Origin of the sequence: Fructobacillus ficulneus, from assembly GCF_001047075.2 — a bacterium.
Classification (GTDB): Bacteria; Bacillota; Bacilli; order Lactobacillales; family Lactobacillaceae; genus Fructobacillus; species Fructobacillus ficulneus.
Window position 1 is genome coordinate 504,596 of sequence record NZ_DF968005.1, and the last position, 26,264, is coordinate 530,859.

At 42.3% G+C, this 26,264-nt stretch carries 31 protein-coding genes, 1 tRNA gene and 1 other annotated feature; of the genes, 7 read left to right on the forward strand and 25 right to left on the reverse strand.

The genetic code is table 11. The annotated features are described in order from the left end of the window. Nucleotides 1-12 precede the first annotated feature (12 nt). From AOQ29_RS06995 to AOQ29_RS07040, 10 genes are all read right to left on the reverse strand, one after another. On the reverse strand, nucleotides 13-567 hold the full coding sequence (locus AOQ29_RS06995; RefSeq protein WP_061993763.1) for a biotin transporter BioY: 555 nt from the start codon (nucleotides 565-567) through the stop codon (nucleotides 13-15). A 221-nt stretch (nucleotides 568-788) separates the two neighbouring features. Beyond that, the gene (locus AOQ29_RS08420) at nucleotides 789-1,772 is read right to left on the reverse strand and encodes a YutD family protein (protein ID WP_083989407.1); all 984 of its coding nucleotides are present in this window, start codon (nucleotides 1,770-1,772) and stop codon (nucleotides 789-791) included. A 30-nt stretch (nucleotides 1,773-1,802) separates the two neighbouring features. After that, nucleotides 1,803-3,152 carry a bifunctional metallophosphatase/5'-nucleotidase gene (locus tag AOQ29_RS07005; RefSeq protein WP_061993764.1) on the reverse strand — a complete coding sequence of 450 codons (1,350 nt, stop codon included), beginning with the start codon at nucleotides 3,150-3,152 and terminating at the stop codon, nucleotides 1,803-1,805. Nucleotides 3,153-3,387: 235 nt separating this feature from the next. Next, entirely contained in the window at nucleotides 3,388-4,044 is a 657-nt protein-coding gene (locus AOQ29_RS07010; RefSeq protein WP_061993765.1) for a hypothetical protein, read from the reverse strand. A 219-nt stretch (nucleotides 4,045-4,263) separates the two neighbouring features. Continuing rightward, complete coding sequence (locus tag AOQ29_RS07015; RefSeq protein ID WP_061993766.1) at nucleotides 4,264-5,358, reverse strand: M24 family metallopeptidase; 1,095 nt, start codon at nucleotides 5,356-5,358, stop codon at nucleotides 4,264-4,266. 170 nt (nucleotides 5,359-5,528) lie between these two features. Then, nucleotides 5,529-5,846, reverse strand: coding sequence for a 50S ribosomal protein L27 (gene rpmA / locus AOQ29_RS07020; protein WP_061993767.1), 318 nt, complete (start codon nucleotides 5,844-5,846; stop codon nucleotides 5,529-5,531). Nucleotides 5,847-5,873: 27 nt separating this feature from the next. After that, on the reverse strand, nucleotides 5,874-6,173 hold the full coding sequence (rplU, locus tag AOQ29_RS07025) for a 50S ribosomal protein L21 (protein WP_061993768.1): 300 nt from the start codon (nucleotides 6,171-6,173) through the stop codon (nucleotides 5,874-5,876). A gap of 13 nt (nucleotides 6,174-6,186) precedes the next feature. After that, nucleotides 6,187-6,263, reverse strand: a sequence feature (ribosomal protein L21 leader region). 63 nt (nucleotides 6,264-6,326) lie between these two features. Continuing rightward, nucleotides 6,327-6,899, reverse strand: coding sequence for a TetR/AcrR family transcriptional regulator (locus AOQ29_RS07030; protein WP_061993769.1), 573 nt, complete (start codon nucleotides 6,897-6,899; stop codon nucleotides 6,327-6,329). A gap of 183 nt (nucleotides 6,900-7,082) precedes the next feature. Continuing rightward, on the reverse strand, nucleotides 7,083-7,841 hold the full coding sequence (gene pnuC / locus AOQ29_RS07035; RefSeq protein WP_061993770.1) for a nicotinamide riboside transporter PnuC: 759 nt from the start codon (nucleotides 7,839-7,841) through the stop codon (nucleotides 7,083-7,085). A 42-nt stretch (nucleotides 7,842-7,883) separates the two neighbouring features. Next, complete coding sequence (locus AOQ29_RS07040) at nucleotides 7,884-8,210, reverse strand: DMT family transporter (RefSeq protein WP_061993771.1); 327 nt, start codon at nucleotides 8,208-8,210, stop codon at nucleotides 7,884-7,886. A 169-nt stretch (nucleotides 8,211-8,379) separates the two neighbouring features. Between AOQ29_RS07040 and AOQ29_RS07045 the strand changes: the two genes are divergently transcribed. Next, nucleotides 8,380-8,453, forward strand: a tRNA-Arg gene (locus AOQ29_RS07045). A 202-nt stretch (nucleotides 8,454-8,655) separates the two neighbouring features. Beyond that, the gene (locus tag AOQ29_RS07050) at nucleotides 8,656-9,213 is read left to right on the forward strand and encodes a GNAT family N-acetyltransferase (protein ID WP_061993772.1); all 558 of its coding nucleotides are present in this window, start codon (nucleotides 8,656-8,658) and stop codon (nucleotides 9,211-9,213) included. A gap of 208 nt (nucleotides 9,214-9,421) precedes the next feature. Here AOQ29_RS07050 and AOQ29_RS07780 read toward each other — a convergent pair whose 3' ends face one another. The 8 genes from AOQ29_RS07780 to AOQ29_RS07085 all read right to left on the reverse strand — a co-directional run bounded on the left by AOQ29_RS07780 (nucleotide 9,422) and on the right by AOQ29_RS07085 (nucleotide 15,990). Further along, on the reverse strand, nucleotides 9,422-9,580 hold the full coding sequence (locus AOQ29_RS07780) for a hypothetical protein (RefSeq protein WP_158530770.1): 159 nt from the start codon (nucleotides 9,578-9,580) through the stop codon (nucleotides 9,422-9,424). 65 nt (nucleotides 9,581-9,645) lie between these two features. Then, complete coding sequence (locus AOQ29_RS07055) at nucleotides 9,646-10,302, reverse strand: type II toxin-antitoxin system death-on-curing family toxin (protein WP_061993773.1); 657 nt, start codon at nucleotides 10,300-10,302, stop codon at nucleotides 9,646-9,648. Between the two features lie 82 nt (nucleotides 10,303-10,384). Continuing rightward, nucleotides 10,385-10,882 carry an NUDIX hydrolase gene (locus AOQ29_RS07060; protein ID WP_061993774.1) on the reverse strand — a complete coding sequence of 166 codons (498 nt, stop codon included), beginning with the start codon at nucleotides 10,880-10,882 and terminating at the stop codon, nucleotides 10,385-10,387. 145 nt (nucleotides 10,883-11,027) lie between these two features. Beyond that, nucleotides 11,028-12,551, reverse strand: coding sequence for a bifunctional metallophosphatase/5'-nucleotidase (locus tag AOQ29_RS07065; protein ID WP_061993775.1), 1,524 nt, complete (start codon nucleotides 12,549-12,551; stop codon nucleotides 11,028-11,030). A gap of 73 nt (nucleotides 12,552-12,624) precedes the next feature. Continuing rightward, nucleotides 12,625-13,416 carry a phosphonate ABC transporter, permease protein PhnE gene (gene phnE, locus AOQ29_RS07070; protein ID WP_407645488.1) on the reverse strand — a complete coding sequence of 264 codons (792 nt, stop codon included), beginning with the start codon at nucleotides 13,414-13,416 and terminating at the stop codon, nucleotides 12,625-12,627. After that, on the reverse strand, nucleotides 13,416-14,198 hold the full coding sequence (phnE, locus tag AOQ29_RS07075; RefSeq protein WP_179948360.1) for a phosphonate ABC transporter, permease protein PhnE: 783 nt from the start codon (nucleotides 14,196-14,198) through the stop codon (nucleotides 13,416-13,418). The genes phnE (AOQ29_RS07070) and phnE (AOQ29_RS07075) overlap by 1 nt, the downstream gene beginning before the upstream one ends. Beyond that, nucleotides 14,195-14,959, reverse strand: a complete 765-nt coding sequence (gene phnC / locus AOQ29_RS07080) for a phosphonate ABC transporter ATP-binding protein (protein ID WP_061993776.1) — start codon at nucleotides 14,957-14,959, stop codon at nucleotides 14,195-14,197. Before phnC ends, phnE (AOQ29_RS07075) begins: the two co-directional genes overlap by 4 nt. Nucleotides 14,960-15,048: 89 nt before the next feature. Then, nucleotides 15,049-15,990: a phosphate/phosphite/phosphonate ABC transporter substrate-binding protein gene (locus AOQ29_RS07085; protein WP_061993777.1), complete on the reverse strand. Its 942-nt coding sequence runs from the start codon at nucleotides 15,988-15,990 to the stop codon at nucleotides 15,049-15,051. Between the two features lie 421 nt (nucleotides 15,991-16,411). Here AOQ29_RS07085 and AOQ29_RS07090 point away from each other — a divergent pair, with 421 nt between their 5' ends. The 4 genes from AOQ29_RS07090 to AOQ29_RS07105 are packed head-to-tail and all read left to right on the forward strand — an operon-like array spanning nucleotide 16,412 to nucleotide 19,011. After that, complete coding sequence (locus AOQ29_RS07090) at nucleotides 16,412-17,290, forward strand: ABC transporter ATP-binding protein (protein WP_061993778.1); 879 nt, start codon at nucleotides 16,412-16,414, stop codon at nucleotides 17,288-17,290. Then, nucleotides 17,290-18,138 (forward strand): ABC transporter permease, encoded by an 849-nt coding sequence (locus tag AOQ29_RS07095; protein ID WP_061993779.1) that lies wholly within the window; start codon nucleotides 17,290-17,292, stop codon nucleotides 18,136-18,138. The genes AOQ29_RS07090 and AOQ29_RS07095 overlap by 1 nt, the downstream gene beginning before the upstream one ends. 17 nt (nucleotides 18,139-18,155) lie before the next feature. Next, nucleotides 18,156-18,611: a LytTR family DNA-binding domain-containing protein gene (locus AOQ29_RS07100; RefSeq protein WP_061993780.1), complete on the forward strand. Its 456-nt coding sequence runs from the start codon at nucleotides 18,156-18,158 to the stop codon at nucleotides 18,609-18,611. Nucleotides 18,612-18,621: 10 nt separating this feature from the next. Continuing rightward, nucleotides 18,622-19,011 carry a DUF3021 domain-containing protein gene (locus AOQ29_RS07105; RefSeq protein ID WP_061993781.1) on the forward strand — a complete coding sequence of 130 codons (390 nt, stop codon included), beginning with the start codon at nucleotides 18,622-18,624 and terminating at the stop codon, nucleotides 19,009-19,011. Nucleotides 19,012-19,130: 119 nt separating this feature from the next. On the opposite strand, the gene AOQ29_RS07110 is transcribed toward AOQ29_RS07105, so the two are convergent. The 5 genes from AOQ29_RS07110 to AOQ29_RS07130 all read right to left on the reverse strand — a co-directional run bounded on the left by AOQ29_RS07110 (nucleotide 19,131) and on the right by AOQ29_RS07130 (nucleotide 24,035). Then, nucleotides 19,131-19,667 (reverse strand): DUF6287 domain-containing protein, encoded by a 537-nt coding sequence (locus tag AOQ29_RS07110; RefSeq protein WP_061993782.1) that lies wholly within the window; start codon nucleotides 19,665-19,667, stop codon nucleotides 19,131-19,133. A gap of 143 nt (nucleotides 19,668-19,810) precedes the next feature. Beyond that, nucleotides 19,811-20,833: a hypothetical protein gene (locus AOQ29_RS07115; protein ID WP_061993783.1), complete on the reverse strand. Its 1,023-nt coding sequence runs from the start codon at nucleotides 20,831-20,833 to the stop codon at nucleotides 19,811-19,813. Between the two features lie 97 nt (nucleotides 20,834-20,930). Beyond that, the gene (locus AOQ29_RS07120; protein WP_061993784.1) at nucleotides 20,931-21,566 is read right to left on the reverse strand and encodes a DUF6287 domain-containing protein; all 636 of its coding nucleotides are present in this window, start codon (nucleotides 21,564-21,566) and stop codon (nucleotides 20,931-20,933) included. 22 nt (nucleotides 21,567-21,588) lie between these two features. After that, entirely contained in the window at nucleotides 21,589-23,334 is a 1,746-nt protein-coding gene (locus AOQ29_RS07125) for an SEC10/PgrA surface exclusion domain-containing protein (protein WP_061993785.1), read from the reverse strand. Continuing rightward, nucleotides 23,295-24,035, reverse strand: coding sequence for a hypothetical protein (locus tag AOQ29_RS07130; protein ID WP_061993786.1), 741 nt, complete (start codon nucleotides 24,033-24,035; stop codon nucleotides 23,295-23,297). Before AOQ29_RS07130 ends, AOQ29_RS07125 begins: the two co-directional genes overlap by 40 nt. A gap of 289 nt (nucleotides 24,036-24,324) precedes the next feature. On the opposite strand from AOQ29_RS07130, the gene AOQ29_RS07135 reads away from it, so the two are divergent. Further along, the gene (locus tag AOQ29_RS07135) at nucleotides 24,325-24,579 is read left to right on the forward strand and encodes a hypothetical protein (RefSeq protein ID WP_061993787.1); all 255 of its coding nucleotides are present in this window, start codon (nucleotides 24,325-24,327) and stop codon (nucleotides 24,577-24,579) included. A 68-nt stretch (nucleotides 24,580-24,647) separates the two neighbouring features. Here AOQ29_RS07135 and trmB read toward each other — a convergent pair whose 3' ends face one another. Both trmB and AOQ29_RS07145 read right to left on the reverse strand, forming a co-directional pair. Continuing rightward, nucleotides 24,648-25,307 (reverse strand): tRNA (guanosine(46)-N7)-methyltransferase TrmB, encoded by a 660-nt coding sequence (gene trmB / locus AOQ29_RS07140; RefSeq protein WP_061993788.1) that lies wholly within the window; start codon nucleotides 25,305-25,307, stop codon nucleotides 24,648-24,650. Nucleotides 25,308-25,323: 16 nt separating this feature from the next. Further along, on the reverse strand, nucleotides 25,324-26,264 hold a 941-nt coding region (locus AOQ29_RS07145; RefSeq protein ID WP_061993789.1), incomplete at its 5' end, for an ABC transporter permease.

A 26,264-nucleotide genomic window follows, 5' to 3' on the forward strand; every position in this document is an offset into this window, starting at 1 on the left:
ATGCTCCTAATATTATTTAACTCTGGCCAGGGCCTGGTTAACAGCAACTGCCAGAGCCACCTTTAGCAAGTCACCCGGGATAAAGACAAAATTAGCTCGGTACATTGCCCAAAAATTTAAACCTTGGTCAACATGCAAGTATCCTGCCCCTAAGCCATATACAACTACTATATCAACAATCGCCAATAAAATGAAACTTTGCCAACTAATAGCTCGGTCCACTGGTTTCTTACCAAAGACCAACCGGTTTAAGAGCCAATATGCGCCCGGCATAAGCAGCCAAGACCAAATATAACCGGCAGTTGGACCAACCAAGACTGCCAAACCACCGCGTCCACCAGATAAGATTGGCATTCCGCATGCCACCAGGATTAAGAAGGCCACCATTACCAAAGTGCCACGCTTAGGTCCTAAGATCAAAACAATTAGCATGACGGCTAAATTTTGTAAAACGATTGGTACTGGCAAAAAGCCAATTGGCAGAGCTGGGATTAACGCAAAAACAATTAATAAGGCTAAAAACAGCGCTCCTTGGGTTAAATCAACAAGTCGTGTTGAACTTTTCATTATTCTTCTCCTTTAAGTAACCCTAATATTATAATACGGGTTACTTAATTTTAGCAAGACCGAAATTTTCTGCTAACTTAGAAAAATATCACTGTTGCATTCAAATTCAAGCAAAAAAGCTAAAATCTTAAATATGATCTGAACCCTCAATTTGGGTCCCGTGTCAAAGCTAAGAATTCAGCTTTTATTGTTGGCATGCCTCTTTCAAAGCATTGCTTCCACTATTTATTTGAATCATTTTCAGGTTGACGTTCCTTAATAGTAAATGAACGTTTTTTGTGATTTTGTGGTGTCTTACTTGGTTGTTGACCCTTAGCACCTACCCGACTAGCTGTCTTTTCTTGACTATTCTGTCGGTTAGCTTGAGTGTTATTCCCATCCTTTGGCTTGACACCTGTATCAACCGGATTCTGCTTAGGTTGACGATCAAGTTCTTGCCCACGGTTTGAGCCACCATTAGTCTTATTAATCGGTCTATTACCGGTCCGAGTATTCTTTGTTTTGCGATTACCGGACCCCTTCCCATTAGCCGATTTGACGTGTTCAGCATTAGGTCGGGAATTAGTACTTTCTTGTTTCTTATCTGTTTCACCGCGGTCCGTTTTAGTAAATTGATGTTTACGTTGGTTAGCAGCATTGCCCTGTTGACTGTTTTTTCGCGGACGGTTAGTAACTTTTTCGCGGGGACCAGTACTGGTCCGATTTTGTCGAGTATTAGTGCCAGTGGCACTTTTAGACCGCTGTTGACTCTTTGCTGGTGCCTTCTTTTTAGACCCTTGTTGACTGCTTGCTTGTTTTTGGTCCCGTTGCCAGTCTTGCAAAAAATCATGGACTTTGACCGGACGAAAAGCCGGTGCGTTATTGGCCAAGACAAAGTATGGTGCACCAAAGTTCACATATTCATATAAGTAATCAGCCAAAGCTGAAATTTTTTGGTCGGCGGTCACCGACCGGTCATCCTGGTAAAAACCACGTAACCGCAACTGGTCAGCAGATATATCACCAACAATATAATCATATTGTTTTAAAAGTGGCGTATACCGGATAGCTAACTTTGCCGGGTCAAAAGCCTCTTTAAAGTTTTCCTGCAACGTCAAACTTAGACCGTCAATGGTAACTTCATCACCAAAAACATTAATTTCAAATTCTTGCTCCCGCTCAGCCTGTTGGTTGAGCGTTCGTTCTTTTAAACTTTCGTGATCCATAGTCCCTCTTTAAAAATAACGATGGCGCTTTTATTTTCCGGCTGTTAGCGCCTGTTCTTGATAGTATTTCGCAAGTAATTCGCGTAAAAGTAAATTTAAATCAATTTCCGCAGGGGAATCATCCAAAACATGGAAAAAGTCGACCCAGCGATAATGGTCCAAGGTCGCCAACTTGTATTGCTTATCGGCTTGGACCACTTGGCCAGCATAGAGCAACTGACCTTGGTCATCGTAAGTTAAGCCTGACAACAGAACTTGACCAAAAACCTTCCCACGAAAGCCAGATCCCTTCACCCTTTGATTCAGCAAACTAGCTTCCTTGGCCTTCAGCTCAGCCACCAAATCCTTCAATTCGTTCCCCGTCAGGGTTGCGACCATCGGATGAATCGAATGCGGCATCGAGGCCAAAAAATCCTCAGCAGTATTTTCTCCTACGGGTAAATCTTGCAAAAATAGTCCAGCTGAACAAAAAGCAACATCCAAGCCACTTTTTTCTTTCAAAGCCTGCAGACAAGCCCGTCCCTGGTCAGCAATCGTCTGCACCTGGTCAAAATGAACAATCTTGTGTTCATTTTCTAACTGGATTCCCCGATCTTGGAAAGCTTGAATTTTATCCTCGTCACCAGGCTCAATAGGTAAATCAGTCAACGGAATTGCTTGAGCAGACTTAGTCACAATTTGATGGTTATCATCTAAAACCAAATCAATTTGACCGACATGGTCGCCATAGCGCCCCGCAGCAGCAAGCAATGTACCATTCTTAAGCTCTCCCTGTGGCAGGACGTGGTGGGTATGAGCCCCAATAATAACGTCTAAATCATATTTATCCGCCAATTCGCGGTCCGTTGGCAGCCCCAAATGGGACAATAAAACGACAAAATCTGCTTGATCTCGTAACCGAGGTAGAAGTCGGTCGAGTGTTGTTTCAACATCATGAGGATTCCAGCCAACCGATCGGTAAGTTAGCTCATAGGGTGCTGTTAAGCCAATCACACCGACCTTGGTGCCCGCTTCAGTTTCAAAAATATGACTTGGCTGAGCCCAGGCGGGCTGATTATTCCCAGGAAGTTCTGTTAAATTAGCTAGTAGCACTGGATAATTAGCATGGTCGTACAAGTGGTTCAAATCTTCATGAGACAAACCCAAGCCTTCATTATTGCCAATCGTCACAGCATCGTAACCGATTTGGTTCATCAGTTTTACGTTGGCCTGACCCATTGTCGCATCAGTTAAAGGATGAAACCGATCAATGGCATCACCAATATCGAATTTATAGGTAGTTTGAGCCGTAGTTTGTCCCTGTAAGTACCGAGATACCCGGGGCCAAGACTCAAGATGTGAATGTAAATCATTGGTGTGACGCAACTGTATCGATTCCATACTTTACCTCCATTGTCCTATCTTATCATCAATGGCCAATTTCAGGAATATTTTTCATGAAAAAAGTATCCCCAACCGTCACCATTTCAATTGCTTAGCCCATGCCAGGTTTGGAAATTTGCTTACCGGCTTTTCAGATTTTTAATTTGACAGAAAAACCCAGAAATTCCATCGGAATTCTGAGTTTCGTTTGACCACTCAATTATTTTGTTTGTACTAACAAAGTCGCCTCACATTAACTCTGACTACTATCTTGATTTGAACTACTATTAGCCGGAACACTATCCTGGTCCATTGGCAAATATGAAAAGTCTTCTTTAGCCTTAGAAAAATCAACCAACGCGATGATTTTATTAATAGCATCACGATTGTTCAGATAGTTTTGATAAAGATCCTTTTTGCTAAGATTCTTTTCAAATTTCCAATATGAATTATCTTTATCTGTATGGGCATCGTCCTCAGCAGTACTATCGGCAGTCGAAACCTGATAGTTACCGTCATGTGTGTCAGTATAACGGTATGAATGCTCTAAAACACCACCAGCGCCTTCACCGTTATCAAAGATGACCATCTTATTTGGCTTACCACTGTAAAACATATAATGCGTGTGATAGAAGAGCTCACTGGCCGAACTATCACCATCATCAGAATCAATGAAGGTTGCCTTAATCAGAACGGCAGCCTTATCTTTTTGGCTAAGTTTGTCAAAATCCTCAGCTTGCTTCGATGACTTATCGGTCGTTCCACTTTTATCAGTTTTATTTTTAGCAACAACAGTCGACGAGCTTCCGTCATGGTTATTCGATTTTGGAGCCAAAACTGTAGTAACACCAACTCCTCCAATGATAACCACCGCTGCACCAGTCAACCACGCATACGTTTTTTTACCCATTTTATAATCCTCCCATTAAAATTTAAAAGCACTTTCACCTAATAGAAATATCATACACCTTTTTGAAAATAGGTGAAAATTTATAAATTTTAAAATTAAACTTTGAAACTCGAAAGCTATTTGTGGATTTAAAAATTAACAAATCGGCCTTAATTTGCCACTTGAGAAAAATAAAAAGATTGCGGGCAACCTGTCCGCAATCTTTTCAAAAAGTATATTTTAATCAACTGGTACAACAACCAAATCCTTTGGCAAGTCAGCCGTCAAATTTTCGTGACCATCCTTTGTAACTAAGATATCATCTTCAATTCGAACGCCACCCTTACCAGCAAGGTAGATACCAGGTTCAACAGTCAACAAGTTTCCTGCCACAATTTCATCACTTGACCGTGATGAAAGGTAAGGCCCTTCGTGGATGTCCAACCCTGCACCATGGCCAGTTGAATGTTGATATTGTTCACCGTAACCATGTTCAGTGATGAAATCACGGGCAACACGATCAACTTCTGACCCTGAAACGCCTGGTTTCAAAACTTCAATTGTGATTTCGTTGGCTTCTTTAACGATTTCGTAAATTTTCTTCAATTCGGGATCAATTTCACCCAAAGCGAAGGTCCGAGTCACGTCAGAAGTATAGCCATCAACATAGTAACCAAAGTCAACCGTGACCAAATCACCAGCTTCTAATTTCTTATCGCTGGCCATTCCATGAGGCATTGCTGATCGATATCCTGAGGCAACAATTGTTTCAAATGAAGGCTTCTCTGCACCGAATTCCTTTTGCAAAACGTCCAAGCGGTTAGCGACTTCTTTTTCAGTCATACCAACCTTTACTTCCTTCAACAAAGCGTTAAAGGCCTTAATTGAAACTTGGGTGGCCTTACGCAAAGCTGCTGCTTCTTGGTCGTCCTTGGTTTCCCGCAATGCTTCAACTGCACCGGGAACAGCATCAAAGCTAACACCTTCTGGCAACAAATCATCAAGTTCTTCATAGAAGGCGTATGGCAAGTCTGATTCAAAGCCAAGTTGGTCGATACCGTATTCCTTCACGATTTCAACGGCCTTTGGATAATATTGACGAGTGATTGCTAGGTCAACGCCCTCTGGCAAAGTGCCAGTGTATTCGTTTTCGTAGCGTGCGTCAGTAATGAAAGCAGCTTTGTCTTGCGAAACAACCAAGACACCATCACCAGGAACACCACTAAAGCCAATCAAGTAGTTCATATTGGAAGCATTCGAAATGATCATGCCCTGCAATTCAAGCTTCTGCAATAACTTTTGAAACTTGGTCAAACGTTCTTCATAAAATCCCACGGTAAAAACCTCCAAAAATTTAATCTATCTTGAGGTCATTGTAACACACTTTTGAACACCTCTAATAGAAAATTCTCATTTTATTTTAAGAATTTTAAAGATAAAAAAAGACCAAATACCATTTGGTATTTGGCCTTTTAGCCAGTAACATCTGCTACTGACAACACTTGTTAGGCCTTAGCAGCCAACATAGCGTTGTATTCTTCCCGAGTATAAACGGAAACTTGGCGCTTTTCGCGTCCCTTGCGTTCGAACTTAACAACACCGTCAGTCAAAGCAAAAAGTGTGTCATCGCCACCCTTTTTAACGTTTTGACCTGGGTAAATGTGCGTTCCACGTTGGCGGTAAATGATTGAACCAGCAGTCAAATCTTGTCCGTCAGCGACCTTCGTACCTAAACGACGACCAGCTGAGTCACGACCGTTGGCAGATGATCCACCACCCTTGTGGTGAGCAAAAAGTTGCAAGTTATCTTGATTCATCAACATAAGTCTATTCTCCTTTTACAGTGATGATTACGCGATTGAATCAATCTTCACGCGTGTATATGGTTGGCGGTGTCCCTGCTTAGTGTGGGAATGCTTCTTGGCACGGTACTTGAAAGTAACAACCTTCTTTTCCTTACCTTGCTTTTCCACTGTAGCAGAAACCTTAGCACCTTCAACAAAAGGTGTACCAATCTTTGAGTCAGTCAAGACAACTTGGTCGAAAACAACCTTGTCCCCTTCTTGTGCGTCCAACTTTTCAACAAAGATAGTATCGCCTTCAGCGACTTTGTATTGCTTGCCGCCTGTAACAATAATTGCGTATGCCATTATTGAATTCTCCTTTTATACTTAGACTCACCATTCCTAGGCGACTATTACTAGTTAACTTAAACCCGAAATGTGTGGTTGTAGCTGCGCTAACAACTAATTAATTTTAACAAAGATTGCTTGAATTAGCAAGCATACTGATGGTTTTGACAGCTAAGCATCAAAATCAAAGAGCATCAGCCCCGTTTTTTGGCTTCGAGTCATGGTTACCCGCCAAATTTCACGAAATTCATCCAGTAACTCTTCATATGTTAAAGCCATCGAGTCTTCTAACCATAGAGAAACACAGGCCCAAAAGCCAGCAATGATGATTTCCCATTGATAAACCAAGTGCATCCGCTCCCGTTCATCGATAATATCAGCTAATGCTCGGTTACGTTGCTCACGTAGGGCCAACATTAGACTGTCCATTAATTCGGGATCGCGCCCCTCATTTAAGACAGCATTATAAAAAATACCTTGTTCTGAAATAACTTCCAAAACTGCTTGAACTCGAAACTTTCCTTCAGTTTTTTCTGTAAAATCTTGTATCAATTCACGATTGACGTCTGTAATTAAGTCTTCGCGATTATTATAATGGCGGTAAAAGGTTCCTCTTGTGACTCGTCCTTTAATAAGTAGTTCAGAAATTGAAAAACGATCAGTTTTTGAAAGCAAGTCAATTGCTGCTGTTCTCAAAACTTGTCTTGAACGCAGAACCCGCGCATCAGTTACATTTTTCGCCATGTGAACGTCTCCAATCTTTATTTAGTCTAGTGAAAATCTTCAACTTGCTTTGAGTATAACAAGAACTTTTCATTCGCGCTAAAATAATGGCACAATTGGCATAAATGGTCGTTTTTTTGTCATAAACGACAAAATTACGACCATTTTACTTAAAAAAGTTTAATAAAATCTGTGTCAAAATCATTAATTTTGAACTTTAGTAGCCCGTGACCATGGTGAAAAGAACAAACCAATGACATCGTTACCAAGATATAGTGCATACGTTGCGAATAAAACCCAGTTTGCGTCGCCTTGCGATGCTGTTACACCCCAAAGAGTAACTGACATTAAGCCCTGCAAAGTCCACATCCAATATTGCGAATGGAACTTGGCGACCGTTAATGTTGCACCTGTCACCCCAATAGCAGCTGAGAAAGCATCAAGCCAAGGACGAGGTGAGACAAGAATTTGAGTATCTAGTGTATATAATAGGAAGAAAGCAACAATAAACGTTACCAAGGCAGTAACTAACCCCGTCGTGTTCATGGCCTTGATCTTCCGATTTTGCCAGGCATTTCCAAAGAACATAAAGTTTAAATCCAATGTGATCACATAAACCATTTGCATCACGATATCAGAATAGTTCTTTGAATGGAAAGCAACGATTGAAATTAAGATGGCTGAAACAAAGCCAAGTAAACCGTTAATTCGCTTATTAGCTGTAATTGCCAAAGTACAGGCAAAGCCGATTGCCCCACCAATCATTGACAAAACTGACAATGTTTCAAAGCCGTGTGGCAAACCGGTCAACAAAATGACTACTAGACCAATTGCCAACCAAGCATAAGACTGCTTGTCCCAACCAGAAAACCCTTCCTTGTAATACGACCAAGTGAAGATTTGTTTCATGTTCGCTTTGACATCAGACCAAGAGTAGCCTGATGTTGTTTCTTTATTTACCATATTTCTCCTCAGGTGGCTCAGGAAGTACTTTTCCCGAACAAATTAATGCGTGTTCCCAAAGATGTTAACCAAAACCACTCCAGCAATTAAGAGGGCCAGACCAACGATTGTTTGCCAGTTCAAAGAGACCTTGAACACAACAACACTAAAACACGAGATTATTAGTATACCACTTGCAGACCAAATTGCATATGTTAAATAAACTGGAATTGTTTTAACAACGATAGCTAAAAGGTAGAAAGACAGGGCATAGCAGCCCAACGTTAAAATTGTCGGTAATAATTTTGTAAAGCCATCGGTACTGCCAATCATGACTGTCCCGGTGGTTTCGGCAATCACCGCTAAAAATAAATAAAAATATGATGACATTTTTGTCTCCTTAGATTGCGATACCTCTTATTATTACTGATAAACAGCTAACCATCAAGGATTCGCTTGTAATAAAACATTTTTTGGCATAACTAAACTAATTTAAACTTTGAATAGTAATTTAGTTTATTTTTTGCTATTCTTAATAGTGTTCCAAATGATACTTTTTGCACTGGTAGCTCAGCTGGATAGAGCAGCCGGTTTCTACCCGGCAGGTCGAGGGTTCGACTCCCCCTCAGTGCACTAGAAACGCTGATATATCAGCATTTTAACCAATTAAGAAGCAATGAAAAGACTAGTTATACGATAATGGTATAACTAGTCTTTTCACTATTCGATGACTAATCTTCTAATTTATTTTGACGACTAATCCACTTTAGTCAGTTAATCCCATCCCCACCTTGCTCAAATGCTATACTGGTTGAAAAACAGATAGGATCAGTCGATGTTCATTGGAAAAAACGTAAAATTATCTCACTATCACGATACTGATGGCGAAAAATTGGCCAACTGGCAATGGAACGATGACTTCCTAAATTTATTAACAGCTGACGTCATTCATCCCTTTACCGCTGAAAGTTGGGAAAAGCTCTTTCGCGAAGGTGCTGAAAGCGATGAAAATTTTGAATTTACAATTCGAAAAGTCTCAGATGACCAACTAATCGGGTTTGTTAATCTATCAGATATCAGCATCCGCAATCGAACAGCCAACTTAGGAATTGGCATCCCCAATGCAGCAGATCAATCACAGGGATTCGGGTCTGAAGCACTGGCGTTAATTTTAGATTATGGTTTTAATAACTTAAACCTCCATAAAATCAAACTATCGGTGTTTGACTTCAATACGGCCGCCATCAAAGCCTATACCCGCGTTGGCTTTCAAAAAGAAGGTGTCTCAAAACAGGAGTCCTTTTATAATGGCCATTGGGTTGATCTTCATCACTATGCTATTTTCCAAGATGACTGGTTCGAAGCCCATTCAAATGATGAAACAAATGATTAATGGTAAGGCTAATGGCCTAACTCGGCAAGCTCTAGGACAGTTGATGTCTTTGGGCTTATTTTTTACACTCGATTCACAATATTTCAGCAGTTTGATGAATTAACGAACTATTACTTTAAGCTAAAAAAAACGATTAACCAATTAATAAATTGGTTAATCGTTTTGTGTGTTATTTTAGCAAAATTTAAAAGTAATCTAGGGGATGAAGTTAAACCTTAGACAGCATTGACAGAGCTTCTTGCACTATTTTATCCGATAGTGTCTTCTTATCAATAGCAGTATTAAAAGAAGAATTATCAATTTTTTTATCTTTATTATCGACGATACTTACAGACTTATTCTGAAAATTTTGATTAATCATCAACATATCCAAACGCCTCCTGCTTATTTCTAATAGGTTCAATTATACCACCTTAAAAAGACTTATTTAAATTATTTTTCTATATCATATATATGGTATAGTTCATTAAATTTCGTCATCATTTCAAAATTCAGCGAAGAATTTTGCATAATATACTTCTTAAGTTCAATTTGAGACATTTTGCCTTCTGCAATTTTAACAGAGATCTCGTATAATTTTTTTGCATCTTTTATCTTAAATTTAATAAAATTTTGATCTAAGAAAACTAGTCCTGCTAACAGTGCTGTCCTTTTGTTACCATTATGAAAAAGTTGTTTAGTCGCCAATGAATACCAAAGGTAAGCTGCTTTATCAACAATCGTCGGATGGTATTCACGACCAAAGGTTTCTTGGTTACATAAAGCTAACAACTGCTCTAAGCCCTCCAAATCTTTTAAACCGTAGATGCTATCCGTCTCAAACATTTTTTCGGCTTGCTTATTAAGACTTTTCATTCTATCAACGGTTAAGCTGTTAACCTGAAAGGTTATCAAAGCGAATTTGAAAGACGTATCCTTATCAGCAACAGTTAAAAGTCGATACCCTCTTTGTTTCACTGTTGTTAATTTTGCATTTTCTGCCCCTGAAAAGATACTACTTTGTAAAAGTAAACGTTTAAATTCTTCTAATTGTTTACGGTTATCATGCGTATAAATAAAGACATTAGTAACAACTACCTCTTTAGGCATGGCTATTCTCCTATAGATACATATTTAATAATAGTAAATACATGAGCAACTAATCATTGTCAGAGTTTGTTAATTCGGTCAATCACAACACCTTCCACTCTTCAAAGCAATCATCCGTCGCTCGAAAAGTCCCGGTCTCCAAGTATTCTTTAGCTTTCATCACTAATGGTGATGAATTTTCCCAGGTCAAAGCGGACAAATTAACCACCACGGCCCCGTTGGAGTCTTGGCCGGTAAATTGGTCAACCCGACTTCGCACTGCCCCAGTAGCCCGCTCAACAAGGTTAAAGACCGCAATATGCTTGTTGTAGTCAAATTGTTCATATTGCCAGGGGTAACGAAAGGTCGCCGCCCCTATTTGGTGGAATTCTTCAACGTGCGTGCCCGTCTCTTCAGTAAATTCCCGGATCAGCGTTTCAGATAAGCCCTCATAGTTGGCCATCGTACCACCCGGTAAATCAAAGCGGTTAGCATAGGGTCCTTGATTCTTCTTAATCACGAGGACCATCCCCGGCTGCGGGGCATAAATGCCGTAGACCCCCAAAGCAAGGTGGTACTCGCGTTGATTTATTTGTGTCATCATTTAGCTCCCGTTCTTTTCTCACCATTTCCCTGTGATTCTACCACATCCACCCATTAACCACCGTTAAATTACCGCATTTAAAAAGCTAGTATTCATTTTCGAATACTAGCCTTTATTTTGACCTAAATTAATTGATTACTCGTCACAGGACAACATTAACATTATGTGATTCACCAACATTTAAATTTGGATGGGCCAACAAATAATCACTAATCAGTTCAGTCACATCGGTCGGTAATTCACGAATGATTTTATCAGGGCTAAAGACAGCATTTCCTGCCCCATTAGCTCGATAATTATTAACAACCACCTCGTATTTTGCGGTCAAGTCCAGAGGTTGACCGTCCACACTAATCGCACTAATCCGTTCACCAACTGGCTTGGAAACGGTCATAGTATAGGTCAACCCACTCCATAAGTCATAATTATAGTGCTGGACTTTGGGATAAACATAGGCCTGGTTCACAACTATTTGCTGATTCTGGACCGCAAAGTAAGCGGCATTAATTTCTAAAGCCTCTTTTAATTCAGCCCCCGACAGCAATTCAACTGCCAAAGTATTGGGATAAATATAATTTGTCGCCACATCACGTAATGTCACCTTATCAGCAAATCCCTGCATTTCATCCGAGAAAATGGCATTGGTGGATATTTTAGCCCCGGTCGCCGCCATTTGAATTTGATTAATTAAGTCAGCAAAGGGGTGACCATGCAATCGGGCTGAAAAATGATCTTGCAATTCTAAATTATGACCAACATGGCCAATCGGTTGGTCCAGCCATCGGTTCGTCTGCTGGTACAAGTCATTGATTTGATTTGTAAGTTCAGCAGAAGCCCCGACCCCCTCCACTGACAACAAGGTTGCCTGGTTCCCATCATCGCTGATAGTCATCCAGCCAACGGCTTGGCCTCGGTATCCAGGCTGGGTAGTGGCAACCCCATGCACAACTTCGGCCAGCATTCGGTGTTGGTGACCAGTCACCAAAGCATCGACTCCAGCTAGGGCGAGTAGCTGATTACCTTGATTTTCCACCGTCTCAGGTTCTAACAGTTCATCCGTTTGCAAATCTCGGTCAAAACCACCATGATAGGCTAAAACAATTCGATCAACCTGGCCCACCAGTTTCTTAATTAAGTCTTTCGCAACTTCGACAGGGTCCAAAAACCGGAGCCCTTGAATATTTTCTGCAGCTTCCCAATGCGGAATATACTGGGTCGTCAAACCGATGACCGCTACCTTAACACCCATTTTTTCAAAAATTTTGTAGGGCTGACCGATAAATGGCTGGCCGGTCTGGCGATCAATAATATTAGCATTCAAGAGTATTGGGTCCGTTGCGAAGAGCTTTTCTAAATACTGGCGGCCATAATTAAATTCATGATTTCCCAAAATGCGAACATCGTAGCCCACTGGCTGGGCTAGTTCACCGTAGACCCTATCCTGGTCCGGGTTCTTTTTTTCAATATAATTCGTTAACGGAGAACCCTGGATGAAATCACCGTTATCAATCGTCAACACCAAGTCAGCGGGATGGTCATGACGAACCCGATCAATAACGGTCAACGTCTTTGCTAAGCCAAAATTAAGGTCCCTCAGCGGTCGTCGATAATCATCAGCCACAAAGTAACCATGGACATCGGAAGTTGACAAAATCTGAATATTCATAACTTGCTCCTTCAACCTTGAATTAAAAAAGTGATATGCAACGCACATCACTTGATTAACGTATCTTTTAAAATTAAACCAGTCGCTTTCTAATTTGTCCAGAAATAAAATCAATCACTGTGACCATCACCACAATTCCGATTAAAATAATTCCAACTCGCGACCATGACCGTGTCGACAGCGCAAAAATCAATGGTGCTCCCACACCACCAGCACCCACAATTCCTAAAATCGAAGCTGAACGAACCGAAATTTCAAACCGATATAATGTGTAATTCATAAATTCTGGTAAGACGTCTGGAAAGGTTGCTAAAGCCAGGCCATCCAAGCCACTCCCACCAGCTGCTGCAATCGCTTCATTGGGACCGTGATCAACATTTTCAATTGCTTCTGAAAATAGCTTACCCATCATCCCCACGGAGTGAAATCCCAATGCCAAGACTCCAGCATAGGCTCCCGGTCCGACTGCTTTAGTAAACATGATGGCCAATACTAATTCTGGGAATACCCGAATGATAGTGAGCAATAATTTACCAAAGGCCGACCGTGGTGCAAACAATTTAGCATTCGTTCGAGCTGCTAAAAAGGCAAAGGGTACCGCGATAATTGCTGAAATAAAGGTTCCCAAAAAGGCAATTGCTAAAGTCTCCAACAAAGCCGATACCAAGTCTTCACCATCGCCGGTATAAACGTATGACCAATCCGGGTGAAATAACCCTCTCATGATTGAAAAGAAGACTTGCCTAGCTGTGTCTTTAATTCCAGTTAGCGGAATCCCAGAAAAGGCCCAGATGAAGATTGCAATTACCACAACCGTAATCGCCCACGGTTCAATTTTTTTAAATAAACTCTTTTTCATATTCATTAGGCTAAACGCTCCCGTAGTTGGTTGGAAATCACATCCACCACAATTACAACGGCCAAAATTGCCAGAATAACAATGGAAGTGCGATCATAGCGGAATAATTCAAGGGTTGTGTTCAAATAAAGACCAATCCCCCCCGCTCCAAGGTATCCTAGAACGGTTGAAGCTCGAATATTGATTTCCAAGGTATACAAGAAAAAGCTCAAAAATTGATTAAAGACTTGAGGAACCACCGCGTAGACAATTATTTGAAAACTATTGGCACCAGCTGCCTTTAGCGCTTCAATCGGACCTTCGTCAATGGTTTCAATGGCCTCATAGAGTAGCTTAAACATCATTCCAAACGAGAAGACGGCTAGGGCACACATTCCGGAAAATGCCCCAATCCCAACAACTGCAACAAACAAAGCAGCCAACAGCATTTCTGGCAATGACCGTGTTAGGTTCATTAGAAAACGAACCAACCCCCGGACAAAGGCGTTCTTAACAATGTTTTTGGCAGCCAAAAGTGAAACCGGCACAGCAGCGACACCACCTAGCAGTGTGCCCGCCAAGGCCATTTGAACGGTTTGCTCGATTGGTTTCATAACGGATGGCAGGTAGGACCAATCAGGTTTGGACATTTTAATCCATAAATCAGAAAACTGATCCCAGGAAAAATCTTGACCGACACCCGTTGACTTACCTGACATCAAAATCAAAATCACGAAAACTAAGAAGAGTGAAAAGCCAATGACATGCCACTCTTTCAAAAAGCTTCTTTTTGGTAATTCTGGCATCATTTTTTATCCCCCGCCTCGGCATAAATTTCAGTAAAGTCTTCTTCTTGAACTTCACCAATTGGCTTGTCGTAGACTAACTTTCCAGCCTTAAGACCAACAATCCGGGTGGCATAGGCCATTGCCAAGTCAACGGAATGCAAGTTGGCGACAACCGTTAAACCGTCTTCATCATTAAGACGCTTAAGGTCATCCATAACTAACTTAGTCGTCTTAGGATCTAAACCAGAAACGGGTTCGTCTGCCAAAAAGACAGCTGGCTCTTGCATTAAGGCTCGAGCAATACCCACTCGCTGCTGCTGCCCACCTGATAGGTCACGGGCTCGCGTATAATACTTATCCAAAAGGTTGACCCGCTCTAGACTTTTAGCTGCCCGATTTTGATCATCCTTATTAAACAAACCGAAAGCTGACCGCCAAGTTGAGTAATAACCCACTCGACCAGATAAGACGTTCTTAGCAACAGTTGACCGTTTGACCAAGTTATAATTTTGGAAAATCATGGCGACGTTACGCCGCATGTTGCGTAATTTTTTGCCGCTGGCTTTCGTGATATCATCGCCGTCAATCTTAATGGTTCCAGCCGTCACGTCGTGCAAGCGGTTCAAAGCTCGCAGCAGCGTTGACTTTCCCGCTCCTGAAAGACCGATAACAACGACAAACTCACCAGGTTTAATTGACAGATTAATATTATCTAAGCCAACCACCCCATTTGAATAAATTTTAGAAACACCTTCGACTTGAATTGCGCCTTTGCTTACCATTGTAATTTCCTTTTTATGTTCTAGAACTTCAGCAACTTATGTAAAAATCGTCGCCATCTAAGATGGTGACGATTCCATATATGAAAATTTTACTTAATCTTATCCATCACTTTAGCGTAGTCACGAACATCGTTAAAGTTTGAATCCTTGGCATCTGTAACTCCAGTCCATGAATAAACATCCTTGAACACTTCTGCTCCTTGGCTAGTCTTCGAAACGGCAATCATAGCCTTCTTAATAGCCTTTGAATCAGAATCTGAAATACCCTTACGTAGGGTAATCGTGTCATTTGGAATTCCCTTCGTGTAGTAGAGAACACGAGTATCCTTAAAGACATTAGGTTGGTCCTTCTTAACAATGTTACGGGCATCGTCAAAGACGAAGGCAGCATCAGTGTCACCATTCAAAACCGACATAACACCTTGATCATGTCCCTTAACTTGGACAAGTGTATCATCCTTCACGACGTTAACACCCTTCTTGTACAATTCAACAGCTGGGTAAATATAACCAGCTGATGAAGTTGCTCCTTGAACGGCAATCTTCTTACCCTTCAAATCCTTAATTGACTTGATTGGTGAATCAGCCTTAACTAAAATCATTGACTTATAGTTGTTAACCAACTTATCAGTATTGGCACCAGTGTTATCATCCTTCATACCCAAGCGAGTTGATTGAAGAATAACCTTAGCACCGTATTGCTTGTTAGCAGCAACATAACCATCAGGTGGCAAGAAGCCCATGTCAACCTTCTTTGAACCCATTGCTTCAATCACTGTGTTGTAATCAGTTGAGATTGAAACGTGCACTGGAATTCCAAGTTGCTTGCTCAAAAGCTTTTCCAACGGCTTAGCCTTAGCCAAAATAGTATCCGCTTGTGAAGACGGTACAAATTGGATATTCAATTCTTTCATTGAAATCTTTGAACTGGAACTGCTAGATGAATCTGATTTTTTCGACCCTGAGGTAATGGCGAAAAATCCACCGACGACGACCAATAAGACAGCAAGTGCTGCGATGATCTTTTTCATGATGTTCTTACACTCCTCTTTCTGCGTTCGTGACCAAATAACTAATCGCTGCTATTAAAACAAGACTAACAACCGGTTTAAAACCTTTCTTATTCTAATAACAACATCATTATCGTGGATATTAAACGAACATTCAAGTTTATTTAGATTAAAATGATGTGATTTCGCTAATTTTAGATACCATAATACGAACTTATCGGAACAATTCATCAGTTCATTCGTGTCGTTTTTTCAAGTTTAGAATTTTTTCGAGTTTAATTGAAAATTAAAAAAGCATATTTTATTAAAATGGCTAGTCATCATCATCACCAATTGTTGTCCTTGCTAACCGCTCACCTCCCCATTCAAACCGCTTACCGACAAAGCCGAGACAGGCGGCCCTGCCCCTTGCTAGGATAGGTCTTGTAAAGGAGAAGTGCATATGATTTTAACGACTAAGAACCTCACGCAAAAATACGGCGACCACGTCGCCGTCAGTGACATGAACTTAAACATCGCCCAAGGAAGCCTAACCGCCCTGCTAGGTCCAAACGGGGCCGGAAAATCAACCACGATGCGGATGCTGATTGGTTTGACCAAGCCTAGTTCCGGGTCGGTAACCTACCAGGCCGGGACGAAAATCGGGGTCGTCTTCCAACAAAGCGTCCTTGATGCCGAACTAACCGTCCGGGAAAACTTGGAAATCAGGGCCAAGCAATACCGCCACGTCCCAGCTAACCAAGTAAACAGTCTGATTCAAAGCCTGGGCCTAAAAAACTTCGAAAACCAGTTCTATGGAACACTTTCAGGTGGGCAAAAGCGCCGAGTTGACATTGCCCGCGCACTGATTAACGATCCCGACGTCTTGTTCTTAGATGAACCGACAACCGCCCTCGATATCCAAACGCGGATGGCCATCTGGGACTTGCTTCACCACCTCCAGGTTGACCGACAATTGACCATTATCTTAACAACCCACTACCTGGAAGAAGCCGACCACGCCGACCAAGTCTACGTCGTTGACCATGGCACGACCATCGCCTCTGGTTCAGCCCGGCAAATCAAAGACCAGTACACGGCTAACCGTTTAATTTTGGCCATCGAACCCAACCAACAACAACAATCCCTACTAACAGCCATCCAAAATGCTGGCTTGAACGGAACGCCCACCGCCGAAACTGAGATCGTTGTTAGTCCCATCGACGCTCAAGCAGCCATCCCCCTCCTCAACCAGATGAAAGATCAAATTGTTGATTTTGAATATTTGGCCGGAACGATGGATGATGCCTTCGTGGCCCTCACTGGAAAGGAAATCCGCTAATGTTAACCATGATGAAACGTAACTTGCTCTTATACTTCCGTAACCGAAGTGGCGTAATCTTTTCGCTCCTGGGTGCTTTGATTTCATTTGTTCTCTATATCATTTTTCTGAAGAAGGGTATCGCCCAGGACTGGAATGGTATCGAGGATAAAAACCAACTCTTAGATATGTGGCTGATTAGTGGTACACTAACGGTTACAGGAATCACCACAACTTTTACCAGCCTCGGTCAATCGGCCAAGGACCGCGAGCAGGGCGTCAGCCAAGACTTGCTCTTAACCGACCTGTCACCCTTCCGCAGGCACCTTAGTTACGTTTTTAGTGCCGCCCTCACTGGCTTTTTGATGCAAATCGTCATGCTCGTCATTATGGTGGCCTACTTTGCCCTGGTTGACCAAATTTCTTTCCCCTTGGACAAAGTGCCCATCCTCTTGGTCATTATGGTCTTAAGCGCCCTCACGGCCACCTTAGTCAATGACCTGATTGTTAGCCACATCCAATCCGTCGACGCCCTCTCAAAGCTCGGCACGATCATCGGAACGGCTTCCGGGTTTTTGGTTGGGACCTACTTCCCAATCGGCAACATGCCCGACTTTGCCCAGGCCTTGATGAAATTAACACCGGGGGCCTACATCGCCGCCCTCTTCCGCCAAGTCCTAATGGGACCAACGGTTACCAAAGTTTTCACTCACAACGTCACAGCAATCCACCACTTTGACCAGCAGTTAGGTATCCGCCTGCAATGGACCCACCTCCTTAGTCAGGGTGAGACTTACTTAGTCGTTACCGGCTTTATTGTTATCGCCATCGTTTTCATCGCCTTACCCAGTCTGAAAAATAAAAAATAACCCTCTGGAGTATTCTTTTGAAAAGTCACTTTCATGCCAACCACAATCTTGGACCCGACGAAATCGAAGTCACGGTTTCCGCCGCCGACCAGGGACCAGTCGTCAACCAGCTTTTGGACTACCTGGATGCCTTTCAAACGTCCCAGCCAACCGTCTTGACGGTTAAAACCGCCGATGAGATTCGGCTAATTAAAATTGATGACATTATCTACGTGACCATCTTAGAGGATATCCTTTCGATTGTCACCAAAACAACCGTTATCGAGGTTCGAGAACGGTTGGCCCATTTTCAGGCTCGGACCAACCCACAAAAGTTCGTCCAAATCTCGCGCCATGCTCTGATTAACCTCGATCACCTAACTTCCTTGTCCAATAGTTTTTCGGGTAATATGACCGCCCACCTTCTGGGTAACCACCAAGTTACGGTTAGTCGGCGCTACGTTAAGAACCTGACCCAGCGGTTTGGTTTATAAGGAGAGAACAATGAAAAACTTTTTTAAACGAATGACAACCGGTGCTGGTTACGGTGCCACTGCCTACCTCTTGATTCTCTTCGTCACAGGAACTACTCGAGTGGTGACCAATACCGATATTCTTGCCATTTTAATCATGAGTGCCCTGATTGGTTTACTGACCTTCCTTTTCAGACTGGACAGCCTTTCCTACCTAGCCGCTGTCGTCCTTCATTTTTTTGGCACCTTGGCCCTCGTCTTAATGACACAAAACTTAGCGCATTCGTTCTCCATGGGTTGGCAATTTTGGCTAATTTTTGTCACGACCTATGTTGTTATCTGGTTGACCATCAAAGCCAACCAGAAGATCACCACGGACAAAATTAACCACGCTCTACAAAACCGTAATCAGCAGGATTAGCCTTTTCAGCTCATAGATGCTAACAAATAAAAGCCGATAACCTCCTCAATTAGGAAGTTATCGGCTTTTGATTTTAAATCAATATATGATTATTTATATGTTTACATACGTTTTAATGACTAATATACAGATACCTTTTTCCAAACTCTAGTGAAAATTTTCGTACCATCATTAACATCAAGGTCGAGTCGGTCAGCTACTCGATCAACTCCATAGTTAAATCCATCCCCGCCCTTTGGAAGAAAAACAGCTTGCGTTAAGAGACTCTGATTTGCTACCCGAGGTAAATCTTTTGGCCCCATTACCACTTGAATTGCTCCGTCATCTGTTTGGGTTTGAGTTTGGTAACCTGTTGGAACCTGACTTTGTTGAGCGTAGAGACGACTAATCGTAGTTTGCCCAGCGCGTGTCAAATGAACAATTCCTGTTTTACTAATGGTCACAGTGTCCCCTTCCTGGTTCCTCCAGGTTCCATTAGCCGTGGAAAAATTACCCTTTTGAATTTGTTCAATATTTAAGCGTTGAATTTTCGCTGGTGAATTTGAAACTGTTTTAGATTGCTTTGTTCCCTCGTGACTTCTTGCCTTCAAGGCCGCCGTCGTCACGCCCATTACTAGCAATAAAGTAATTATTCCAATGCCGACCTTATTTTTCATTTTCTCTCCCGCAATTTCATCTCACTTGATAACTTTCCCACTGTATCACAAACAATTTTATTTTTCATTGAAAGCAAAAAAGCTCCAAGGATTTCTCCTTGAAGCTAGTACTAAATCAAAATGGTAGTACATTTTTTTAATATTTAGTTTGCATACTTACTTAAAATTTTAAAGTTATAAGTATCTAGCATTTTCTTTCCACCGGCATGGTTAACAAAGTCCAGAATTTCTTGCATGGGAATCAATCCATCACTCATATCAGTTTTTTTGGTCTTATTCATCGTTGGATCATCGGGGTCAGGTTCACTGGTCCAAAATGCAAAGCAAATCGGATTCTTACTATCATCGTAGTAAAATTCAGCAGAACCAACCCCACCAAAGTCAGGTGATGAAATAGTAAAGGTGAGCCCATTGTTTGCATCAGTATCCGACCGACATTCAAGTGTCGCATCTGAATGGTTCTTTAAGACATCTTGAAGTGATTTCCAAAGTCCTTTGGCATCAGGATTCATAATGCCATAATACATAATTGCTTTATAGAAATAGTCTGACCCATCATTAGTAGTAATATCATTTGAATTTGTTGATGAATTATTAGTACTACTGTTGGCACTACCAGCAGTTTCATCACTGATTTTAACCTGGTCAGCATAATCATTGAGGTCTGATTGATCATAATGCTTATTCACGTAATCAACCACGGCGGCTAAGGATACATCCTTAAAGTGTTCGCCGGTTGACCCACCGTAAAAACCAACCGTATCATGGTTGCTACCAGTTAACTGGTAGTAGCCAGTACTGGCTAAATCAGCGGACTGGTCGGTTGTTAATTTGTATTGGTAAGTACCATCATCGGCCTTCACAATATGAACAGTGAGCGACTTTCCCGTTATGCCGGCCTTAATCGCCGACCAAGAATTTTCGCTTTTTAATGTAGTCCCACCATAGAGGCCAATCACAGTGGCTGACAATTTCGCGTTCTTTTGCGTGTCTGCCACAGTAATGCCTTGACCGTTAGTTTTCTTCTTACTTTTAACAACCGTTTGGCTCGAATCCTGCTGACTCCCCTTGGAGCTGGAACGATTTTGGTTCCCAACCCAAAAGAGGACCAGCAGAATAAACAAAATTACTGTCGTCGCAATAACGATTAACCGTTTCTTTTTCATTTTTCTCTCCCCCAAAAAATCAAAATCAACATTCTTAATAGTTTTATCGAATTGTGCTATTGAATCCTTGAATCTATGAGTACCAATATCAACTCATTTAGTTAACCTTCTGAAAGATATTATCATCCTCGTAAGATTGACCAGTATAAATTCGGTCATGAGAATTATCACTGGTACCGGTCATGTTGACACCCTTAGGAATGAAGTAGAATTGATCAACGCTGGAGGCTTCTTCCAAGTTTTCATCCTTTGGACCCAAATAGGCCTTTAACATCCCATCTTGAATAGTAGCCGCTGGTAAATGCTGCGTTTGGTTCACATAAACTGTGTAATCAGTAGCAGTTGTCCCACCAAAGGTAGTCGAAACCAAACCATTTTTATCGAAAACCAGCTTATTTCCGTCAGGATTTTGCCAAGTTCCTACCACACTAGAATAATCACCATTTTTAATGGCATTAATATCCATTGCCTTAGTTACAGGTTGGGCTGGTGCAGCTGAGCTTGAACTTGAGCTTGCCATAGTAGAGCTGGCTTGACTGCTGGCCCCAGTATTAGGAACCGCACTAGTGCTTGATGATTCCGTAGCAGCCATCTTCTTAGACGTAATTTGGACGGACGTCTTGTCCTTGTCTTCATGGTGAGACCCTAATTGACTCCCCATTACATAAGTTCCGGTCCCGGCAGCAATCACCGCTACCGTTGCAATTGTGAAAATTGATTTTCTCTTTAACATCTTCTCTCCCTCCTACTTTCTCTTAACCTTTCCGTAGCCAGAATGTTCCAAAGCTCAAAATCCCTAGACCAACGACGGCCGAAGCACCAAGCAACAAATCTTTACGCCATTGGCTGCCTTTTTGAGGATGAGCATATTTAACTGCTCGGTATTGCGATTTGGCTGGATCTGTCGCCTCCGTTTTAGCCAAAGCACTGACATCCGTCCCGCTGTTAGGCAACGGACCAGTCCCAAATAAGGCTAGTCGGCTCCCAACATTTAATTTCGCAGGACTATCACTAGCTGTCTCCACACTAGCCTGACCTTGCTCAGATTGACTGTCACCACTGACCATAACGCCACGATCATTTGCGGCCGAATTGGCCAATTGAATTGAATCAGAATCTGGCTGTCTCTCGCTAGTTGGCTTTTGATCACCATCAGTGCTTGCCACCACTTCCTTGGCCGTATTCTGGGGAGCTGAACCAGGGCTAGTATTGGTATCCGAATTGTCAGAATTAATAGTGGTTTGGTTGGGCTGAATCATAATATTTGTCAAAGCCTCAACCTGCTTTAAACGGAGCTGCCGTCGTTGCAGTTCCTTCGTATCAAGGTCCAGTTGGTGGCTAAGAGTTGTCGCTTGTTCTTGTAAGCTAGCCAATTCAGTGGTCAATTGCTGCGCCTGAGCCGTCAAAGTAGACAATTTCGCACTAATCTGTTCATCCAAAGCTAATTGTTTTTGCAAAACAGTCAATTGCTCTTGGGCTGCCTTTAATGCAGCCTGAGCTTGGGTTAATTTATCTTGGTTCCGTGCTAAGTCGGGATTGGCCACTTGTTCAACACTTCCAATCGTATTCATATTTTCTTGTAACCCTTGATACTCACTTTGTGCCTGTTTTAGGGCCGCTGCTGTCGTCTGAGTCTGGTCACTGGCTTGCGTCACTGCCGTTTGTAAATTAACGATTGCTTGGACCTTCGCCAACTCTGCATGAAGGTTGCTTTGCTGGGTTAATTCGTCCTGGGAGGCACCATATTTGGCCCGGGCCGTATTAATAATTGTCAGTGCAGACGATGGGTCAATGACATGGTAGTCTGCCGCCATTTTATTGGGCAAAGCCCCCATCATTTCGATAATCACATCGTAATTATGACCGCCAAAATTCTGGTTTTGGGCAGCATCGTGCATATCATTGATATCTAGGGTGACATAGGTGGCCGTTGGGTCTTCTAGGCTTTTTTTATGGCCATTATTCGACCCTTCATCGTCGTAGATCATTTGTTCTAAGACGGCATAAATTTGAGATTTCATTTCGGCCATTGTGTAGTAGCCAGGGGTGCTTTGGTTGGCCACCATCCCCATATCTTCCGACTTCCAATCCAAACCGTATGACTGAACCATCTGTCCGAATTTTTGCGAATCTGCTTGCTTCTCCGCATCCGTTTGAAATAATTGACCCGTATCCAGGTCAAACATCGGCGTATGCGTCCAAGATACTTGGTATTGATCGCGGAAGTTTTTAATAAATTGGGCAACCTGAGTCCCCTCTGTCGTTAATTGAACGGGATTCAAGCCCAATGACTGCCGATGGTCGTTTAAGAGCGTGACAAAGTAGTTTGAAATTTCAGCTAACTGGGCTGGTGTCATTTCCCCATCCAAAATATGGTCAGAATCATCATTTTCATCTTGATAGACAATCAAATTTTTATCCGATGTTCGGTCTGGATTTGCTTCTCCGGCCATCGGGTCGATTAATTTTGTTGGCAAGGTTGCCGTATTATGGACAAACATCGTAGCCGGATAATCATTAAGGATGGTTTCCCCTTTGTATCAAAGGGAACAGCTGGTGCTGGGGCACCTGCACTGGATTGGCTGACAACCTGGTCAATTTTTTTAACCTGGGTCTGGAGGTCAGCTAGTTTTTCGTCGATTCCCGTTGTATCAGCATCGCCCAAGTTACTTTTTGCTTGGATCAACTGCTGCTGGGCTGCATCATTGGCTTGCTGAGCAGCAGTAACTTTGGCTTTGGCTTGAGTCAAATCAGTACTAGTACCCACTGGCACGGTTTGGCTAATGGTTGCAGGAGTTTGTGCTAGGACTTGTTGGGCTGCAGTAACTGCATTATTAGCGTTTGTCACCTGACTCTGTTGCGCGGTAATGGCCGCTTGGTCAGTAGAAATTTGCTGTTGTGCGCTCTGCGCTTGATTAAGCTGTTGCTCAGTGTTGGCTAAAGTTGCCTGCTTTTGATTAACTTGGTCCTGGTTGCTTGTTACCTTGTCTTGGTCTTGGGTAACAACCTGATTCTGCTGGTCAACTGCACTCTGGGCTTGGGCCAGTGTTAATTTAGCATTTGTTGTATCCGCTTGACTAACAGTTTGCGATTCAGCAGAAATATCATCCGCATGAGCACTTTGATTAGCGCTTGCTAAGGTAATCCCCGCTAAAGTAAACGCGGTCGTCAAACCAATCATTTGCGTTAACTTCTTGTCCATTCTTTACTCCCTAAAAATAACAAAAAATTTAAAATTGTTTCATTTGTAATTATACACAATAAAAGTCTTCGTAATATTACATTTATTACTTTGTATTGATTCAAAATTAGAATGAAACACTGCTACGCTTTTACCTGAATTATGTTTAATTTTTCAACAAATCAAACCGAAAAGTACCAATTTTCAACTATCATTTGCATTCCTGGTTGATTCCCCTACAATAGTAAGTGTTAGGAGCACTTTTTCTAAGAGTTCACTGTCCCAAAAACAGAACGAAGAGAGGCTTTTCATGGTTCAATATAATTTCATTGTTGCTTCAGCCCGAGTTGAAACCAATGTTCAACTCCCCCTACCACCACATAAAGGTGACGTAATTTCCTTGTCAACTGGTGTTTCTACCCCACACTACCTCGTTCACCGAGTTGAATTATTCGCTAATTCAGATGTGGTTAACGTTCACGTTCAACGCTTTTCTGACCAACTCTCCGCTAAACTGGCCATTGATGGTTTCCGTAATACCCGCAACTTTTTAAGGGAAGACTAAAAAATCCACCGAAGATGTCGTTCATTTTTTCTACGAACGCCACCTTCAGTGGATTTTTTATTTTTTAATTAGAAATGAGCCTTAACCTTGTAGATTGGTTGTCCCAAGGCCATAAACTTTTGCTCGTACTCAGTTTCGACGTTACCTTCAACCTTGTCGGCATCGGCGTGCAAATCAAGGGTATAATCAGCAGGCGTCCAACGCATGCCGAAATCCATGAATGAAACCAATGAGTATTCAAAGAGGTGACGGTTATCCGTCTTGAATTCAACTTCACCACCATCAGGTAAAACTGCTTGGTATGATGACAAGAAGGTCTTATAAGTCAAACGACGACTTTCATGACGTGACTTTGGCCATGGGTCAGAAAAGTTCAAATAAACCTTGGCAATCTCACCCTTTTCAAAGTATGTTTCCACACCTGAGCCATTACCATACAGGTAACGCAAGTTTGGCAAAATACCAACGGCATCGAATGACTTCCGAGCAGCAATCGCAACAGCCGTCTCTTGGATTTCCATTCCAATATAGTTAATATCGGGGTTCTTCTTGGCCATTTCCATGATAAATTGTCCCTTACCAGAACCAATTTCAACATGAATTGGTTGTGCCTGATCAAAGATTGCTTGCCACTGGCCGCGCTTTTCTTGGGCGTGTTCTTGGTCAATGACCAAGTCAGTATGAGCCTCGAGCCAAGGCTTGGCCCATTGTTTTGAACGTAAATGCATAATAAATGTTTCCTTTTTATAATTTCTTTTGTAATGTTTTGGGCAACCAAAGCAAATGAAGGACTAAGCCCATCAAAGTTCCTGATCCGAGCACTACCAGAGCCGCTAATGGTCCGGCAAAAACTAGCATCACCACAAAGGCAAGGCCAACCACCATTGCCGTAATCTCGGCCAGCACCGTCAAAAACGTCTTGGTCTGTTGCAAGCCAGAACCCAAAGCCAGTTGTGTCCACAAGACCGACCGACTTTGTTCAAAGACCGGTAGGAGCTGGAAGTTAACGAGGTAAACTAGCAAAACTATCCCACCTGCTTGCCAATAACTTGCCTGGTTCGGCAAGACTAACAAGAGGACCAGGGCGACCACGACAAGACGAAGGACTAAAACAAGTTCATCCCCACCACGGAGTAATTTAATCCAAAATAATCGCCGCGCAGGATTCTTTTGAAATGAAAAGTGGGACAGCCAGCGGTCAAGATAGGATCGACGTTTGACAACTACGCCCTGGTTCGGTACTTGGGCGAAGAGGCTGTAAAAATGCCAAACCGCTTGATCATGTTTTTGGCTACTTGCTAAGGCAACTGTCCAATCAAGGGCTAGCGTTCCTTGAACCTTTTTAGTTCGTTGGAACCATGACCATGAAAGACAAAGTGCTAACAATAATGAAAAACCGATTACCAACCAATGACCAAGTCCTGGTAGAAAAATAATTCCGGCAAAAATCACTGTCTCTAAAGCTAACCGTATCCAGGTCGTCTGTCCAGCAGTTGACACCTTCGTAGGAGAAGGACTTGATATTAACTGATTCAGACTTACCGTCATCATCAGTGTTTTGACTGCCAAGAGAACCAATAAAACAGCTCCCCAATCAAGCAATCTCCCTTGCCCAATGGTTTGAAAAACAGGCCAAGCCAAGGTTGCAAACAAGACTTGCCAACCAATCGCCAAGAACAGTGACC

Bases quoted from the DNA above. Each gene is read 5' to 3' on its own strand.
- AOQ29_RS06995 (WP_061993763.1), bottom strand. From the start codon at position 567: ATGAAAAGTTCAACACGACTTGTTGATTTAACCCAAGGAGCGCTGTTT.
- AOQ29_RS08420 (WP_083989407.1), bottom strand. From the start codon at position 1,772: ATGGATCACGAAAGTTTAAAAGAACGAACGCTCAACCAACAGGCTGAG.
- AOQ29_RS07005 (WP_061993764.1), bottom strand. From the start codon at position 3,152: ATGGAATCGATACAGTTGCGTCACACCAATGATTTACATTCACATCTT.
- AOQ29_RS07010 (WP_061993765.1), bottom strand. From the start codon at position 4,044: ATGGGTAAAAAAACGTATGCGTGGTTGACTGGTGCAGCGGTGGTTATC.
- rpmA (WP_061993767.1), bottom strand. From the start codon at position 5,846: ATGTTGATGAATCAAGATAACTTGCAACTTTTTGCTCACCACAAGGGT.
- rplU (WP_061993768.1), bottom strand. From the start codon at position 6,173: ATGGCATACGCAATTATTGTTACAGGCGGCAAGCAATACAAAGTCGCT.
- AOQ29_RS07030 (WP_061993769.1), bottom strand. From the start codon at position 6,899: ATGGCGAAAAATGTAACTGATGCGCGGGTTCTGCGTTCAAGACAAGTT.
- pnuC (WP_061993770.1), bottom strand. From the start codon at position 7,841: ATGGTAAATAAAGAAACAACATCAGGCTACTCTTGGTCTGATGTCAAA.
- AOQ29_RS07040 (WP_061993771.1), bottom strand. From the start codon at position 8,210: ATGTCATCATATTTTTATTTATTTTTAGCGGTGATTGCCGAAACCACC.
- AOQ29_RS07050 (WP_061993772.1), top strand. From the start codon at position 8,656: ATGTTCATTGGAAAAAACGTAAAATTATCTCACTATCACGATACTGAT.
- AOQ29_RS07780 (WP_158530770.1), bottom strand. From the start codon at position 9,580: ATGTTGATGATTAATCAAAATTTTCAGAATAAGTCTGTAAGTATCGTC.
- AOQ29_RS07055 (WP_061993773.1), bottom strand. From the start codon at position 10,302: ATGCCTAAAGAGGTAGTTGTTACTAATGTCTTTATTTATACGCATGAT.
- AOQ29_RS07060 (WP_061993774.1), bottom strand. From the start codon at position 10,882: ATGACACAAATAAATCAACGCGAGTACCACCTTGCTTTGGGGGTCTAC.
- AOQ29_RS07065 (WP_061993775.1), bottom strand. From the start codon at position 12,551: ATGAATATTCAGATTTTGTCAACTTCCGATGTCCATGGTTACTTTGTG.
- phnE (WP_407645488.1), bottom strand. From the start codon at position 13,416: ATGAATATGAAAAAGAGTTTATTTAAAAAAATTGAACCGTGGGCGATT.
- phnE (WP_179948360.1), bottom strand. From the start codon at position 14,198: ATGATGCCAGAATTACCAAAAAGAAGCTTTTTGAAAGAGTGGCATGTC.
- phnC (WP_061993776.1), bottom strand. From the start codon at position 14,959: ATGGTAAGCAAAGGCGCAATTCAAGTCGAAGGTGTTTCTAAAATTTAT.
- AOQ29_RS07085 (WP_061993777.1), bottom strand. From the start codon at position 15,990: ATGAAAAAGATCATCGCAGCACTTGCTGTCTTATTGGTCGTCGTCGGT.
- AOQ29_RS07090 (WP_061993778.1), top strand. From the start codon at position 16,412: ATGATTTTAACGACTAAGAACCTCACGCAAAAATACGGCGACCACGTC.
- AOQ29_RS07095 (WP_061993779.1), top strand. From the start codon at position 17,290: ATGTTAACCATGATGAAACGTAACTTGCTCTTATACTTCCGTAACCGA.
- AOQ29_RS07105 (WP_061993781.1), top strand. From the start codon at position 18,622: ATGAAAAACTTTTTTAAACGAATGACAACCGGTGCTGGTTACGGTGCC.
- AOQ29_RS07110 (WP_061993782.1), bottom strand. From the start codon at position 19,667: ATGAAAAATAAGGTCGGCATTGGAATAATTACTTTATTGCTAGTAATG.
- AOQ29_RS07115 (WP_061993783.1), bottom strand. From the start codon at position 20,833: ATGAAAAAGAAACGGTTAATCGTTATTGCGACGACAGTAATTTTGTTT.
- AOQ29_RS07120 (WP_061993784.1), bottom strand. From the start codon at position 21,566: ATGTTAAAGAGAAAATCAATTTTCACAATTGCAACGGTAGCGGTGATT.
- AOQ29_RS07125 (WP_061993785.1), bottom strand. From the start codon at position 23,334: ATGTTTGTCCATAATACGGCAACCTTGCCAACAAAATTAATCGACCCG.
- AOQ29_RS07130 (WP_061993786.1), bottom strand. From the start codon at position 24,035: ATGGACAAGAAGTTAACGCAAATGATTGGTTTGACGACCGCGTTTACT.
- AOQ29_RS07135 (WP_061993787.1), top strand. From the start codon at position 24,325: ATGGTTCAATATAATTTCATTGTTGCTTCAGCCCGAGTTGAAACCAAT.
- trmB (WP_061993788.1), bottom strand. From the start codon at position 25,307: ATGCATTTACGTTCAAAACAATGGGCCAAGCCTTGGCTCGAGGCTCAT.